Raw genomic sequence first — 15998 nt, 5'->3', positions numbered from 1 at the left:
CCGAAACAATACGAGACCGAGGCATATTTTTTATCAGTTGAAGTTCGGCGAGGCGTTCGAAGCGCCGGCCTGCACCGTCTGAATATCGGCAGCAGCCGCAGCTGGCATATCGCCGATGCGACGGACCGCACCCGCCTCGACTAACCCGCCAAGCGCCTTCTGCATGAGATCGACCGCATTGGCGAAGGCATCGACCGGCATGATGATGCGCTGGCGGAAGACCGGCTTCGGATTGTTGTTGGCGTCACGATCGGTGGCCGAGAGCGACATCAGGTCGATGCGCACGATCGTTCCGGTGATGGTGATTTCGCCGATGCCATCTGCATAAAGTTCGTTGCTCATTGTTCTCTCCTCTGGTTGATAATCAAAACCTGTTCACCTTTGAGTCGACGCATCGGATTATCCGAAAACCGCTTCACACTTTTCGGTCCGATGCGTGAGTATCGTGCCGCCATGCCGGAAACGGATCGCGAAGGCCGATGGCGGTCTGCGGATCGAAACCCGTCTCCTCCCCCGCCAGGCAATCGTCGAGCGCGGCACGGATCGCCGCCTCGTCAAAGCCGGAGCCGATGAAGACCAGCTCCTGACGACGGTCGCCCCAGACATCATCCCAATGCCGGTCAAGCAACTGGCGGAATTGCGGATGGCGCGGCCAGTGCGCCCGCGGCACCGAGGCCCACCAGAACCCCCTGTTCTCGATGCGGCATTGCGTGCCGGCAATCGACAGCAGGCCGATCTCATCCGGCCGGGTCGCCAGCCAGAAATGCCCTTTCGCCCTGATGATGCCGGGCAATGGCTGCTCGATGACGCGGCTCAGCCGCGCGGGATCGAAAGGCCGGCGGCTGCGATAGACGAAGCTCGCAATGCCGTATTCCTCGGTCTCCGGCACGTGGTCGCCCCAGCCGTAAAGCTCCTTGTGCCAGAACGGATGGCGGGCGGCCTTCGCTTCGCTGAAGAGCCCGGTATCCATGATCGCGCCAAGCGGCACCTGGCCGAAGACCGCATCGATGATGCGGGCATCCGGATTGAGCGCCGCGACGACCCGGCGAACCTCCGAGAGCATTACAAGCGGCACATCGCCTGCCTTGTTGATGATGACGACGTCGGAAAATTCGATCTGCTCGACGAGGAGTTCGACGAGTTTGCGCTCATCGTCCGCGTCACGCCTTTCGCCGCGATCGGCAAGGAACTCGGCACTCTGGTAATCGGCGAGAAGATTGACCGCATCGACGACGGAAACCATGGTGTCGAGCCGCGCGACATCGCAGAGTGCTGCCCCGCTCTCGTCGCGGAAGGAGAAGGTGGCTGCGACCGGCAGCGGCTCGGCAATGCCGGTGCCCTCGATCAGCAGATAGTCGAAGCGGCCGGCGCTAGCGAGCCGGCGAACCTCGCTCAGGAGATCGTCGCGCAGGGTGCAACAGATGCATCCATTGGTGAGCTCTACCAGCGTCTCGTCCGTGCGCAAGAGGTCTGCACCCCCCTCGCGCACGAGATCCGCATCGATGTTGACCTCGCTCATATCGTTGACGATGACAGCAACCCGGCGACCCTCACGATTGCTCAGGACATGGTTGAGGACAGTCGTCTTGCCGGCGCCGAGAAACCCGGCGAGAACCGTTACCGGCAATCTGTTGTCTGCACCCATCATCGATCTCGTTACCCTTTACAGATGCTTGGCCTTACATGCTCGCGGGCTTTACGCCGCGAGCTGCGGTCTGAATGCTACGTCCACATAGTAATTTGTGCTGTTATAGCTGGCGCTCGGGAACAGCCCGCTCGACCCGTAGGCATAGACGCCGTTGCTGCCGCTGAGCGCCCTGAGATCGCCATTCGTCACATCGGCGCTGAAGTAATTGCCGGTCGCCGAATAATTGCCGTTGGTGCTGTAGGAAACGACGTAGGTCGTATCCGCGGCGATCTCCACCTGCTGGGTGAGTGTCGCAGTCTGCCAGCCGCTTGCCGTTTCGTTGCTGAAGGCGACGCTGCCGAGCAGCGTGCCCGAGGCAGTCCAGAGATAGCCGTTATGCGGGCCTGTATTGTCGGTGCCCTTGTAGAAGCGGATGCCGGTGATCCAGCCTGCCGTATCGGCCTGGAACTTCATGCCGAGATTGACCTGCTGATTGTCGTTGGTGGAGACGATTGCAGGCGTCGCATTGGCGGCAAAGAGGTTCTGCTCCGGGCCTGCAGCCGGGTTGTTGATGCTGAGCGCAACCTGGGCCGTGGCCGTGCCGCCCTTGCCGTCTGATATCGCGTAGCTGAAGCTCGCCGGTCCCGAATAGCCTGCGGTCGGCGTGAAGGTCACCGTCTGGGCCTGGGCATTGTAGGCGACCGAGCCGTTGACGGCGCCGCTGACACCGGTAATCGTGAGCGGATCGCCATCGGCATCGCTGTCGTTTGAAAGCAGCGCCGAGGCCTGGATGGTGATCGGCGTGCCCGTATTGGCCGAGTAGCCGCTGTCATTGGCTGCGACCGGAACCGCATTCTGCGCGCCCTGCTGATAGAGCACGTCCACCCAGTAATTGCTGGCATTGTAGGAGGCGGTCGGGAACAGGCTGCCCGTGCCATAGGCATAGACGCCGTTGCCGCCGCTGATCGAACTTGCCGGCGCCGTCAGCGCGCCGCTCGTATAGTCTGTCGTGAAGTAGTTCGCGGTCGCCGAATAGAAGCCGTTGGAATGGTAGCTCGCCACATAGGTGACGCCGGCCGTGACATTGATCGGCTGCGTGAAGGAAACCGTCTGCCAGCCGCTTGCCGTCTCGTTGATGAAGGTTGCCTGGCCAAGGAGCTGGCCGCTCGTGGTCCAGAGCGAGCCGACATGCGTGCCGGTATCCTGAGCGCTCTTGTAATAGGTGAGCCCCGTGATCTGGCCGTTGCCGGAAGCGATGAACTTGACGCCAAGTTCGACCGAGTTGGCATCATTGGCGGCGGTAACCCCCGACGTGTCGGCGCTGGTAAACAGGCTCGAGGTCGTGCCGCCGCCGGGCTGCGAATTGACCGTGAGGCTGACGGTGGCCGAAGCCGTGCCGCCTTGCCCGTCCGAGATCGAATAGGAAAAGCTTGCGACGCCCGTATAGCCCGAGTTCGGCGTGAAGATCACCGTGTTGGTCTGGCTGTTATACGTCACCGTTCCGTTGACCGCGCCATTTGCGCCGGTAATGCTCAGCGGGTCGCCATCGCCATCGCTGTCATTGGCAAGCAGGTTGGCAGCGGCAATCGACAGGGCCGTGTTGGCATAGGTCGTGTAGCCGTTGTCGTTGGCGGCAACCGGCACCGTATTGCCCGTCGACTGGTTGAAGACGACATCGACCCAGTAGTTCGACGACTGGTAGCTCTGCGTCGGGAAGGTCGAGCCCGATCCGACCGCATAGACGCCGTTCGCACCGGCCAGCGCCGTCAGCGAGCCGTTGGTATGGGCCGTGTTGAAATAGCCTGCGGTCGCCACATAGCTGCCGGTCGTGTGGTAGGAGGCGACATAGGTCGCACCCGCCGTGATCTGCAGCGGCGTGGAGAAGGTCGCGGTCTGCCAGCCGGAGAGCGACTCGTTGGTGAAGGTGACCGTGGCAACAAGCGTGCCGTCCGCTCTCCAGATGGAGCCTGTATGCACGCTGGTATCGCCGGCAGCCTTGTAATAGCGGATTCCCGAGATCGTGCCGTTCGAGGACGCGACGAACTTCATGCCGAGTTCCATCGCCGTATTGTCGTTGAAGCTGCCGCCGGTCGGCCCCTCGCTTCCCGTAAACAGCGTCTCGCCGGCCGGAGCGGCCTGAACGGTGAGGCTGACATTGCCCTGATCCGTACCGCCGCGCCCGTCCGACAGCGTGTAGGCGAAGCTTGCCGGGCCCGAATAGTTATTAGCCGGCGTGAAGGTGATGGTTCCGGTCTGCGTGTTGAGAGCAACCGTGCCGTTGAGGGCATTGCCAACGGCGGTGATGGTCAGCGCATCGCCATTGGCATCGACATCATTTGCGACGAGTGCGGCAATCGAGATAACAAGCGATCCGTTATGGCCGATGATCAGCCCGCTGTCGTCGGTTGCGACCGGCTGGCTGTTGGGGCCGGCATCGAAGACCACATCCACCCAATAGTTCGAGCCGCCGGGGCTCTGACCGGGGAACGTGCTGGTGCCGCTATAGGCAAAGACGCCGCCGCCATCGCCGACCTTCAGCGCGCCGCTAGCATAGGGCTCGCTGAAATAGTTCTCGGTGACGGAGAAGAATCCATTGCTGTGATAGGAGGCCACATAGGTCGTACCGGCGGCGATCTGGATCGGCGAGGAGAACATCACCGTCTGCCAGCCGGAGAGCGACTCACCCACCGACACGCCGGTTGCAAGCAGGGTTCCGTTGCCGGACCAGAGGCTGACGACGTGGTCGCCGGTATTGTAGAAGCCCTTGTAGAAGCGGATGCCCTGCACGGAGCCTGCCGTCGTCGCCTGGAAGCGCAGGCCGAGCTCGACCGGATCGCGATCGATCGCCGTTTCGACCGCGGGCTTTTCCGCCAGCGTCCACAGGCCCTGTGTGCCCGGCAGGGTAACCGTGACCTGTTTGCCGGCCGATGGTGCCTCCAGATTGACGCTGTCGTCGACGGCGCGCGACAGGATCGTATAGGTGCCGCTTGCCTGGACGACCCAGTTATAGCTCCAGCTTTCGCGGCCGGTGGCCTTGAACCAGTGCTGGCCGCCGTCGGTGGAAACCTCCACACCGGCAATGATGCCGCCGCCGAAATCCTGCGCCGTGCCGGTGATGGTGACGCGCTGCCCCTCAACGAAGCTGGCGCCAATGATCGGCGACGAGATCGACGAGGTCGGCTTCAACGCGTCGGTCGATTGGGTCGCGAGGATCAGGCTCGCATCGAGCGTGGTCGGCTGGATGCCCATGTCCGCGAACATGTTGACCATTGCCTGCTGCACGTTGGGATCGGTCGGCGTCTGCGCTCCCTGGTGGTTGGCATTCAGGCCCCAGGACCAGAAGACGGTGCCGGCACCGAAGACGAGCGCGCCGCTTTCGGCCCGGTACATGGTGAGGCTGTGGGTCGCCACCGCATCGCCGACCGTCGTGCCGTAGTCGCGCAGATAGGTGCTGACCGCGATCGAGGAGAGCGACAGGTTGATGAGGCCATCCGGCCGGAAGCCGTTCTCGACGTCGGAATCCCACTCGTAACCGAGCAGGTTCTGCACCAGATTATAGGTCTCGCCCTCCTCAAGCTCGGCGACATCGGTGTTGCGCCAGAAGCGCAGGTTCGAATAGTCGTAGGGGATAGTGATCGTATCGGAACGGTAGCTGTCCACCTGGAACATCGTGCCGGTCAGCGAATTCTCCGGCTCCTGTCCCGGATCGGCATAGCGCGGATCGCGCCAGGTGCCGGTGCCGGTAGCGCTTGGATCCGTGCTCGTGCCCCAGGTCTCCTTGTAACAGACCATGGTGCGATAGGCCTGGCTGCTGCCGTCGATGCTGCTTTCCCAGCGCACCTTCCAGTAGCACTCGTTGCCGCTCCAGAAGGCGAGGTTCACACCCGCATCGCGGGCCGCCTCGACATTGGCGCGCTGCTCGGCCGACCAATATTCGTCATGACCGACAGAGAGATAGGCATCATGGTTCAGCAGCAGGCTGCCGCTACGCGTCGCATCGACGCCGGAGATATAGGAAACATCGTAGCCGTTCTGCTCCAGCCACTGGATCGCCGAAGACTCGACGCCGAAGACGAAATCATGCGGGCCGCCGATCGGGCTAGTATTGGTGATGATCGGGCGGTTGTAGCTGACGGCCGAGGCACGGCCGATCGCAGTCAGCCCGCAGCTGCAGTTCGGCGGCAGGTAGCCGATCATGTCGGCCGGATCGACCGGGACTTCGCCATAATAGAGGCTGGCGCCGCCCCAGGCATTATAGGCCTGCCAGGTGGTATCGGATGTCTGGAAGACGATATCGCTGGTGGAGGCGTCGTCGCGCACGACGAAGGGGATGATGCTTGCATCCTCGGTGCCATCCTCGCGCACCAGCTTGGCGAAATAGACGCCCGAGACGGCATCGTCGGGAATCTGCCAGCTAGCCGATACCGACCAGTTGCCGCAATCGATGAGGCCGAGCGACATGTCGACGATCGGGTGCGGCTGGATCTGCGCCGATGTCAGCGATTGCTCGATCGAGTCGACCTTGCGCGCGCCGGCCCCGCCGTAATAGCCAATGCGGTAAATATCGATGCGGTAGTGGGTGGAATCGGTGGCGATCTTGAAATCGACCGTCTGGCCGATATTCGTGCTGATTTCGGTGGCGAAGCCCTGGATGGTGCCACCACCGTCGCCCTCCAGACCCCATTCGCTGATCGGGTTGCCCTGCTTCAGGTTTTCGAGCGCGATCTTGTTGGGTGTCGCCGCAGCCGAAACCGCCGCCATCGGCGCCGCCAGTGCCGTCGGGGCCGCGGTCGTCTCAGCAGAAACGTCCTGGCTCGGCTCCAGAGAGACAGATGCTATCGAGGCCTGAAGGCGCAACGACGTCGTGCCGAGAGTGCTGGAAGAGCTGACCGGCGCCGCCGTCTTGGTGCTTCCAGTGTCGGCATCGGTGGTAACACCCGTAAGCGCGGGAGCGGCAGGCAGTGTCGCAGCCTCCTCGGACGGATCCGGGGCAAGCACGGTGCGTTGCGATGTCGAGGAGGGAGTCTGGAACACCGTCGCAGCCGACGCCGTCTTGGTGAAACCGTCTTGCGCGCCGCTATCTCCCGCAGGCGCCGGCATCGCCGTCGACGATGCGGGGGACGATTGCATGTCGCCTGATGATATCAGGGAAGATGTGACCGTGCCGGAGAAGGAGGATTGGACGGTTGCGCTGCCCTGATTGGCAAAACCGTAGGGACCCTGAGTGCTTGAAGACACCACGGTCGCAGTTCCAAGCAGTGCGGTCCAGACGGAGGGTGGGTGACAGACGCTCGGCGTGCCGCCGGCAGTACTTAGATATTCGCGATTCCTCACATGAAATCTCAGCAAGAGTGGCGTCCCCGTTTCCCGTCTACCAGCATTGGAAGGCTTCATCCTGCCAGCTTTCGTATGGGAATGTACGACAGCAATCTGGGGTATGTGGGTGATACTCCGTACTCCGATATGATGACCCTCACCGCATACCCGACCGACAAGGCCGCAAAGCTGCCTCCGGCTACTGCTCAGTGGCCGACTCTGGGTGAAGAGGAATTCTAGTTCGGTATTGTTTCGCCGGTCCGGCCGGTCGAGCCGGTACTCCCGCGTCGCCTGCTACCAGGCCGGAAACGGATCTTCGAGAGCCGACCAGTCCCGCGGATCCGAACTGGCCAGGCAGTCGTCCAACGCGGTGCGGACACCTGTCTCGTCCATATCAACACCGATGAACACGAGCTCCTGCCGACGGTCGCCCCAAGCGCTGTCCCATCGGCTCTCGATATGCTGACGAAACTGTTGATGGCTGGGCCAGTCTTGTCGGGGAACGGCCGCCCACCAGAGCCCCATAGGTTCACAGCGCCGTTGCACCCCGGCAGCCGACATCAAACCCACGTGACGCGGGCGCGTGGCAAGCCAGAAATGGCCTTTGGCGCGGATTACCCCCGGCCAGGGCTCGTCCAGGAATGCTCGAAACCGCTTGGGGTCGAAGGGACGTCTCGTGCGATAGACAAAGCTCGATACCCCGTACTCCTCCGTCTCCGGAACATGGTCGCCCGGATTGTACAGTTCCTTGTGCCACAACGGGTGAGCGGCGGCTTTTGCTTCATCGAAGAGGCCCGTGTCGAGGACGGTTGCAAGAGAAACTTTGCCGAAGTCCGTCTCCACCTGGCGGGCATCCGGGTTGAGTGCAGCCACCGTCTTGCGGACTTCCGCGCGGACCTCCTCGGTCGCATCCGAGATCTTGTTGATCACGACAATATCGGCAAACTCGATCTGGTCGACCAACAAGTCGATGAGCGTGCGCCGGTCGTCACCGTCCCGCTGCAGGCCGCGATCGCGAAGCAGATCAGCGCTGCTGTAATCGGCCAAGAGGCTTGCGGCGTCGACGACGGTCACCATCGTGTCGAGTTTCGCAAAATCGGAGAGCGAAACACCGTTCTCGTCGCGGAATGAAAAGGTTGCCGCGATAGGGCATGGCTCCGCAATGCCGGTCCCCTCTATCAACAGATAGTCGTATCGCCCCTCTTCGGCCAGTCGCCGCACTTCGGTCAGGAGATCGTTGCGCAGGGTGCAGCATATGCAGCCATTGCTGAGCTCGATCAACGTCTCCGTCGTATGCGACAGGTTACAGCCGCCGTCTCGAATAAGACTGGCGTCTATGTTCACTTCGCTCATATCGTTGACGATGACGGCGACCCGCAGGCCCTCGCGATTGGTCAACACGTGGCTGAGAAGCGTCGTCTTTCCGGCGCCGAGAAAACCCGAGAGCACTGTGACCGGCAGCCGGTCGATGCTGTTTATCGGCATCCCTTGAATGAGGGCATTCGGAGCGACTGTCATTTGCGTTTTATAAGCCTCATTCGAAACCGTCTCTAACCTCGTTCGACGCGTCAAGCTGCGAGCTGCGGCCGGAAGACCACATCGGCATAATAGTTTGCCGAGTCAAAGGTGCTGGTCGGGAAGAGACCTGTGGTGGCAGATCCGCCGTAGGCATAGACGCCATTGCCGCCAGCCGCAGCGCTGGACAGCGCTGACAGCGGACCGTTGCTGACGCCGTTGGCGAAGAAGCCATTGCTCGCCACGTAAGCGCCGGTGGTGTGGTAGGACGCGATATAGGTGGTATTGGCGGCGATGGTGACGGGCGTTGTGAAGTTCACCGTCTGCCAGCCGCTTGCCGTGGTGTTGGAGAAGGTGGCGGTGGCGAGCTTGGTGCCGGTCGTGGTCCACAGATCGACGACGTTCTGTCCGTTGTCGTTGGCGCTGCGGTAGAACTTGATGGCGGTAATATCACCGACGACGTTCGACTGGAACTTGACGCCGACCTCGAGCTGCTGACCGTCGTTGAGGTTCGTCTGGGCCGGTGTGCTGGAGGCGTTAAACAGGCTGTAGGTCGCAGGCGCCACTGTCGCAGTGATATTGAAGGTCTCGTTGGCGGCAAGGCCGCCAAGATCGGTTGCCGTCACCCTGACGCCATAGGTGCCTGATGTCGTCGGCGTGCCGCTGAACGTCCGCGTTGTGGCGTTGAAGGCGAGCCAGGCAGGCAGCGCCGTGCCGTCGGCAGACGTTGCCGCATAGGTGAGGGTCTCGCCGCTGTCGACATCGGTGAAGGTCGTCGTCGGCAGCGTGAACGAGAAGGCAGAGCCGACGGTAGCGTTCTGGGCGGCCGTCTGGACCGCCAGCACCGGCGCGTCGTTGGCGCCATGGATGGTGACGGTCAGGTTTGCCGTGGCGGTGGCACCGGCGGTGTCGCGCATCGTATAGGTAAAGACATCGCTCAGCGTATTGGTCGACTGCCGCAGCGCCTGCACGGCGGCATTGCTCTCGTTGACGGCATAGCTATAGACGCCCGATGCGCTGAGCACGAGACTGCCATAGGTGCCGTTCAGTGCCGTGCCGAGCGTGCCTGATGTAGCGCCGAAGCGGATCGCCGTGACCGCCTTGGTATCACCGGCATCCGCATCGGTGTCGTTGGTCAGCACGTTGCCGCTGGCGACCACGCCGCCCGAACCGTTGGCCACACCACCCTTCTCGGTCGCATCCCCCGCATCGGCAACTGCCGTCGGCGTCGTGTTGCCTGATGTCGACACGGCGATGTTGAAGGTTTCGTTGGCGGCAAGGCCGCCGAGGTCGGTTGCCGTCACCCTGACGCCATAGCTACCTGATGTCGTCGCCGTTCCGGAGAAGGTCCTCGTCGAGGCATTGAAGCTCAGCCAGGCAGGCAGCGCCGTGCCGTCGGCAGACGTTGCCGCATAGGCCAGCGTCTCGCCGCTGTCGACATCGGTGAAGGTGGTCGTCGGCAGCGTGAAGGAGAAGGCAGAGCCGACGGTGGCGTTCTGGCTAGCCGTCTGGACCGCCAGCACCGGCGCGTCGTTGGCGCCGTGGATGGTGACGGTCAGGTTTGCCGTGGCGGTGGCACCGGCCGTGTCACGCATCGTATAGCTGAAGACATCGCTCAGCGTGTTGGTCGACTGCCGCAGCGCCTGCACGGCAGCATTGGCCTCGTTGACGGCATAGCTATAGACGCCCGATGCACTGAGCACGAGACTGCCATAGGTGCCGTTCAGTGCCGTGCCGAGCGTGCCTGATGTAGCGCCGAAGCGGATCGCCGTGACCGCCTTGGTGTCACCGGCATCCGCATCGGTGTCGTTGGTCAGCACGTTGCCGCTGGCAACCACACCGCCCGAACCATTGGCCACGCCACCCTTCTCGGTCGCATTCCCCGCATCGGCAACCGCCGTCGGCGTCGTGTTCGGTGTTGTCGATGCCGGCCGGAAGACCACATCGGCCCAATAATTGGCAGCGTTGAAGGTGGCATTCGGGAAAATGCCTACGGTGGCGGATCCGCCATAGCGGTAGACGCCGTTGCCGCCGGCGACAGCGCTCGACTGGGCCGTCAGCGGACCACTGGTGACGGCGGTCGTATAGAAATTGTTGGTTGCGACGTAAGCGCCGGTGGTGTGGTAGGACGCGATATAGGTGGTATTGGCGGCGATGGTGACGGGCGTTGTGAAGTTCACCGTCTGCCAGCCGCTTGCCGTGGTGTTGGAGAAGGTGGCGGTGGCGAGCCTGGTGCCTGTCGTGGTCCACAGATCGACGACGTTCTGTCCGTTGTCGTTGGCGCTGCGGTAGAACTTGATGGCGGTAATATCACCGACGACGTTCGACTGGAACTTGACGCCGACCTCGAGCTGCTGACCGTCGTTGAGGTTCGTCTGGGCCGGTGTGCTGGAGGCGTTAAACAGGCTGTAGGTCGCAGGCGCCACTGTCGCAGTGATATTGAAGGTCTCGTTGGCGGCAAGGCCGCCGAGGTCGGTTGCCGTCACCCTGACGCCGTAGGTGCCTGATGTCGTCGGCGTGCCGCTGAACGTCCGCGTCGTGGCGTTGAAGGCGAGCCAGGCAGGCAGCGCCGTGCCGTCGGCCGCCGTTGCCGCATAGGTGAGGGTCTCGCCGCTGTCGACATCGGTGAAGGTCGTCGTCGGCAGCGTGAAGGAGAAGGCAGAGCCGACGGTAGCGTTCTGGGCGGCCGTCTGGACCGCCAGCACCGGCGCGTCATTGGCGCCATGGATGGTGACGGTCAGGTTAGCCGTGGCGGTGGCACCGGCGGTATCCCGCATCGTATAGCTGAAGACATCGCTCAGCGTGTTGGTCGACTGCCGCAGCGCCTGCACGGCGGCATTGCTCTCGTTGACGGCATAGCTATAGACGCCCGATGCACTGAGCACGAGACTGCCATAGGTGCCGTTCAGTGCCGTGCCGAGCGTGCCTGATGTAGCGCCGAAGCGGATCGCCGTGACCGCCTTGGTGTCACCGGCATCCGCATCGGTGTCGTTGGTCAGCACGTTGCCGCTGGCAACCACACCGCCCGAACCATTGGCCACGCCACCCTTCTCGGTCGCATCCCCCGCATCGGCAACTGCCGTCGGCGTCGTGTTGCCTGATGTCGACACGGCGATGTTGAAGGTCTCGTTGGCGGTGAGGCCGCCAAGGTCGGTTGCCGTCACCCTGACGCCATAGGTACCTGATGTCGTCGCCGTTCCGGAGAAGGTCCTCGTCGAGGCATTGAAGCTCAGCCAGGCAGGCAGCGCCGTGCCGTCGGCAGACGTTGCCGCATAGGCCAGCGTCTCGCCGCTGTCGACATCGGTGAAGGTCGTCGTCGGCAGCGTGAAGGAGAAGGCAGAGCCGACGATGGCGTTCTGGCTAGCCGTCTGAACAGCCAGCACCGGCGCGTCGTTGGCGCCGTGGATGGTGACGGTCAGGTTGGCCGTGGCGGTGGCACCGGCGGTATCCCGCATCGTATAGCTGAAGACATCGCTCAGCGTGTTGGTCGACTGCCGCAGCGCCTGCACGGCGGCATTGCTCTCGTTGACGGCATAGCTATAGACGCCCGATGCACTGAGCACGAGACTGCCATAGGTGCCGTTCAGTGCCGTGCCGAGCGTGCCTGATGTAGCGCCGAAGCGGATCGCCGTGACCGCCTTGGTGTCACCGGCATCCGCATCGGTGTCGTTGGTCAGCACGTTGCCGCTGGCAACCACACCGCCAGAACCATTGGCCACGCCACCCTTCTCGGTCGCATTCCCCGCATCGGCAACCGCCGTCGGCGTCGTGTTGGAGGCCGACGGATTGAACATCACATCGACCCAGTAGTTCGTCGACCGGAAGGTGCTTGTGGGGTACAGGCTGGCGCTGCCATAAGTGTACACGCCGTTGCCGGTGGCCGGCGCCGTCAGCGGCCCGCTCGTCACATTGGAGATGAAATAGTCGGCGGTTGTCGAATAGTGACCGGTATTCGTATGGTAAGACGCGGTGTAGGTTTGTCCGGCCGTCAGTGCCACCGGGCTGGTGAAATAGGCGGTCTGCCAGCCGCTGGCGGTCTCGTTGGTGAAGGTGAGGGTCGCAAGCCGTGTACCAGTGCTCGACCATAATGAACCGGTATGCGTGCCCGTATCCTGACTGCCCTTGTAGAAACGAATGCCGGTGATGGTGCCTGCCGCAGAGGTCTGGAATTTGACCCCGAGTTCAACAGCCGAGGTATCGTCGGTGTTGACGACCGCTGGCGTTGCCGAACCGAAGAGAGATGTGTAACTCGGTCCGCTGACGGTGACCGTGCGTCCGGACGAGGGCGTTTCGAGGTTGATATTATCGTCAACGGCGCGGGAGCGGATGGTGTAGCTACCGGCGACCTGCGGCGACCAGGAATAAGTCCAATTCTCATCACCCGTCGCCGGATGCCAGCTCGCCCCGTTGTCGGTGGAAACCTCGACACCGGCGACGACCCCGCCGCCCGTGTCGGCAGCGGTGCCTGTAATCGTCACGGTGGATCCAACGGCCGCCGTCGCGGGTACGGTGATGATGGAGGTCGGTGCAACATTGTCCGTGGAACCGGTTGCGGCAACGAGTCCGGATTGTAGTGTTCCCGGCTGAATGCCCATGTCGGCAAGCAGATTGACCATTGCCTGCTGCACGCGGGGATCAGTGGGGGTCGCCTGATTATCGTGATTGTCGCTCAAGCCCCATGTCCAGTAGACGGTACCGGCGCCGAACACCAATGCACCGCTCGGCGCACGATAGAGCGTCAGATTGTGGGTCGAGGTCGCATTGCCGGTCGTGTTTCCGTAGTCGAGCAAGTAGGTGCTGACCGGAAGCGTCGTCGACGATAGCTTGACAAGACCGGCTGGATCGAAGCCGTTATCGACCGCTTCGTCCCATTCGTAACCAAGATAGTTCTTGGTGAGCGTTGCCGTCTGGCCAGGCTGAAGATTGGCAACGCTGGTATTGCGCCAGAAGCGCAGGTTGGCGTCGTCATAGGGAATAGTGATCGCCTGGAGATTGCTGCCGACATCGTCGACCTTGAACAACTGTCCGGTCAGTGAGTTTTCCGGGTTTCCGCCACCGACGGCGGGTGGGCTGAGGCGCGGATCACGGAATGTGCCTGTCCATTCGTTGGAAGGGTCGATGCTCGCGGTGGGCGAGAATGTCTCCTTGTAGGAGATCAGCGTGCGATAAGGCGTACCGTCGGCGCTATAGGCATTGCCCCAACGGGTGCGCCAATAGACCTCGTTACCGCTCCAGAACATCAGGTTGACGCCCGCATCGCGCGCGGCTTCGACGTTCGTCCTCTGCTGTCCAGACCAGTATTCGTCGTGCCCGGCATCAATATAGGTCTTGTGATTGAGCAACAGGCTGCCATAGCGGTCGGCGTCGACACCCGACAGGTAGGAGACGTCATAGCCGTTCTGTTCCAGCCAATAGATGCCCGCATATTCGGCGCCGAACAGATAATCCTGCGGACCGGCAAAAGTGCCAACCCCGCCACGGGTCGCGATCGGTCTGTTGTAGCTGACCGCATAGGCGCGACCCGCACCCTGCCCCGTCGCCGGGCCGTTGCCGCCATAGAGGTTTGCCCCACCCCAACCGTTGTAAGCTTGCCAGGTCTGGTCTGCCGTCTGGAAGACGATGTCGCTTTGGCTGTCGTCGTCGCGCACGATGAACGGGATATGATTTTGGCCGGAGGTGCCATCCTGACGCACGAGCTTGGCGATATAGACGCCCGATACGGCGTCCTCCGGTGCGGTCCATGAGGCCGACACAGCCCAGTTGCCGGCATCCACCGTGCCGGTCGAGGCGTTGCGCAACGGATTTGGCTGAGTCTGCAATCCGGTATGCTGAATGGTGTCGACCTTGCGGGCGCCCATGCCGCCATAATAGCCGAGCCGGTAGATATCGATCCGGTAGTTGGTGGAATTGGTATTGATCTTGAAGCTGATGGTCTTGCCGTTGTCGACGCTGATGTCGGTCGCAAACCCTTCGATGTTGGAGCTGCCGGCGCCGTCGATGCCCCACTCGCTCTCCGGGTTACCCTGCTTCTGGTTTTCCAGCACGATCAGGTTGTTGGCCGCAGCCGCGGCCGCCAGATTTTGCGTCGTCAACGATCGCTGCGTAGAAGGTGGCGTCGTCACCGAGCCGGAAAGAGTGCCGATACCCTTGGTGGCGGTGCCCGTTCCGATTTCTCCGCCTCCTGGCAACGATCCGTTCAAGATCGTCGAATCCGCCGTCCACGTTGCGGTCCCGCGCCAGCCCGAGAGAGGGGACAGGTTACGATCGAGAAGCGGGTCGCTGGTCGAGGCGCCGATGGCCCGCTTGATCGTCGATACAAAGTCCGGCCCCTCGGTCAGCCTGGTTCCCGGCAATTGACCGTCCTGTTGAAGCACGGCGCCGCCGTGGGCCCAATCGAGAATCCGCGTGGGGGAGGTAAAGTAGCCGCATCCGCACACACCAAAGGGCATGCCAAACGCCAGTGAATCCGCGCCAGTCTGATGCGCAGTCGCCTGCGCTGACGGGCTCGATTCGAGAATGACGACATTGCCCGAGTGAGCACGCTCGCCCGTCACCGCGGCAGATCCTTCTCCCGAAACTCTCGGTGCAGGGCTTTGCGGCAAATACGGAGCCAAAGGATCGTCGCCTATGAGGCTCATTCCAGCGTAGCTGCGATAAAGGGACGATTGCGCCCCGAATGCAACGCCGTGCGCATCCCGCTCGAAACCTGCAAAACCAGGCGTGTGGGCGAACAACCGAGACGCGGCAGTGTTCCCGCTTTGAACCCCGGTCTCGCGATTTGCTGCGAAAGCGTCAGGCAGGGCAGGCAAGGACGGCGCTGGGTGGCTGATATCCACCCCACTGTCCGCGTCGCCGATCACGCCCGCACTCTGTCCAACATCATGCTCATTGAGCGCCGCGTTGTTGTGGGGATTGTCGACAAGCGTACCATCATGCTTGTTTCCATCCGCCGTTTGCACGGATGTCGCAAGTTGAGCACTATCCTCACGCTTATCGGCAGGCTTGCGAGGCCTTCCCTTTCCGCCGACGGTCAACCATCGGGGAACCAACGAATCCAGCAGGAGTGAGCGTGATGTCCACCGGCGAGCGTTGCGATACATGGCGTGGCCTTCTCTCGCGAGATTGTCGGGATCGAATCTACGGGGATCGTTTGCTACGAAGCCCTGAATGATAGCCCAAAAATAAGCGAGTAGGTCCTACGCCTTTTGCTCTACAGGCGGCATCCTTTGGGCAAACCGCAGTGTTGGCATGGACGACGTGATGGGCGAGACACGCAAGGTGTTCGTTTGGAGGCCTTTTTCTTTGCGCCGACTGATAAGGCGACGCCGCCGGTCAATATCATCGACTTGCAAAATCAACGATCCAAACACGACGGCTCTGCGGCGAGGGATCGCTGTCCTTCGCGGCTAAAGCGCGTCGCGCTTTAGAACTTTGTTTTTACGCATGTCGTTAGCGCAAAACCGTTGCACACTTTTGCGCGACATGCTTTAGCGCGCCTCTTCCTGCGCGCATGACCTCGTGGTTTCTCGGGCCGATGCCT

5 protein-coding genes are annotated in these 15998 nt (G+C 62.2%); all 5 read right to left on the bottom strand.

From position 1 onward, the window contains the following. Positions 1-33: 33 nt before the first annotated feature. The 5 genes from RlegSU303_RS33535 to RlegSU303_RS33510 all read right to left on the bottom strand — a co-directional run bounded on the left by RlegSU303_RS33535 (position 34) and on the right by RlegSU303_RS33510 (position 15558). A complete protein-coding gene (locus tag RlegSU303_RS33535; RefSeq protein ID WP_003549393.1) occupies positions 34-342 on the bottom strand; it encodes a hypothetical protein in 309 nt (102 codons plus the stop codon). Positions 343-415: 73 nt separating this feature from the next. After that, positions 416-1648 (bottom strand): GTP-binding protein, encoded by a 1233-nt coding sequence (locus tag RlegSU303_RS33530; RefSeq protein ID WP_131643545.1) that lies wholly within the window; start codon positions 1646-1648, stop codon positions 416-418. A 48-nt stretch (positions 1649-1696) separates the two neighbouring features. Then, on the bottom strand, positions 1697-7021 hold the full coding sequence (locus tag RlegSU303_RS33525) for a DUF4082 domain-containing protein (protein ID WP_131720675.1): 5325 nt from the start codon (positions 7019-7021) through the stop codon (positions 1697-1699). Between the two features lie 216 nt (positions 7022-7237). Then, on the bottom strand, positions 7238-8461 hold the full coding sequence (locus tag RlegSU303_RS33520) for a GTP-binding protein (RefSeq protein WP_017957527.1): 1224 nt from the start codon (positions 8459-8461) through the stop codon (positions 7238-7240). Positions 8462-8511: 50 nt separating this feature from the next. Further along, positions 8512-15558, bottom strand: coding sequence for a DUF4082 domain-containing protein (locus RlegSU303_RS33510; protein ID WP_445944760.1), 7047 nt, complete (start codon positions 15556-15558; stop codon positions 8512-8514). Positions 15559-15998: the final 440 nt, after the last annotated feature.

The sequence above is a fragment of the Rhizobium sp. SU303 genome, assembly GCF_021052345.1.
In the GTDB taxonomy this organism is placed as follows: domain Bacteria; phylum Pseudomonadota; class Alphaproteobacteria; order Rhizobiales; family Rhizobiaceae; genus Rhizobium; species Rhizobium laguerreae.
Note: the sequence above shows the minus strand (reverse complement) of the source record. Positions and strands in the feature narration are given on the sequence as shown.

Coding starts and splice junctions, on each gene's coding strand:
- RlegSU303_RS33510 (WP_445944760.1), bottom strand. CDS start 15,558: ATGTATCGCAACGCTCGCCGGTGGACATCACGCTCACTCCTGCTGGAT.
- RlegSU303_RS33530 (WP_131643545.1), bottom strand. CDS start 1,648: ATGATGGGTGCAGACAACAGATTGCCGGTAACGGTTCTCGCCGGGTTT.
- RlegSU303_RS33520 (WP_017957527.1), bottom strand. CDS start 8,461: ATGACAGTCGCTCCGAATGCCCTCATTCAAGGGATGCCGATAAACAGC.
- RlegSU303_RS33535 (WP_003549393.1), bottom strand. CDS start 342: ATGAGCAACGAACTTTATGCAGATGGCATCGGCGAAATCACCATCACC.
- RlegSU303_RS33525 (WP_131720675.1), bottom strand. CDS start 7,021: ATGAAGCCTTCCAATGCTGGTAGACGGGAAACGGGGACGCCACTCTTG.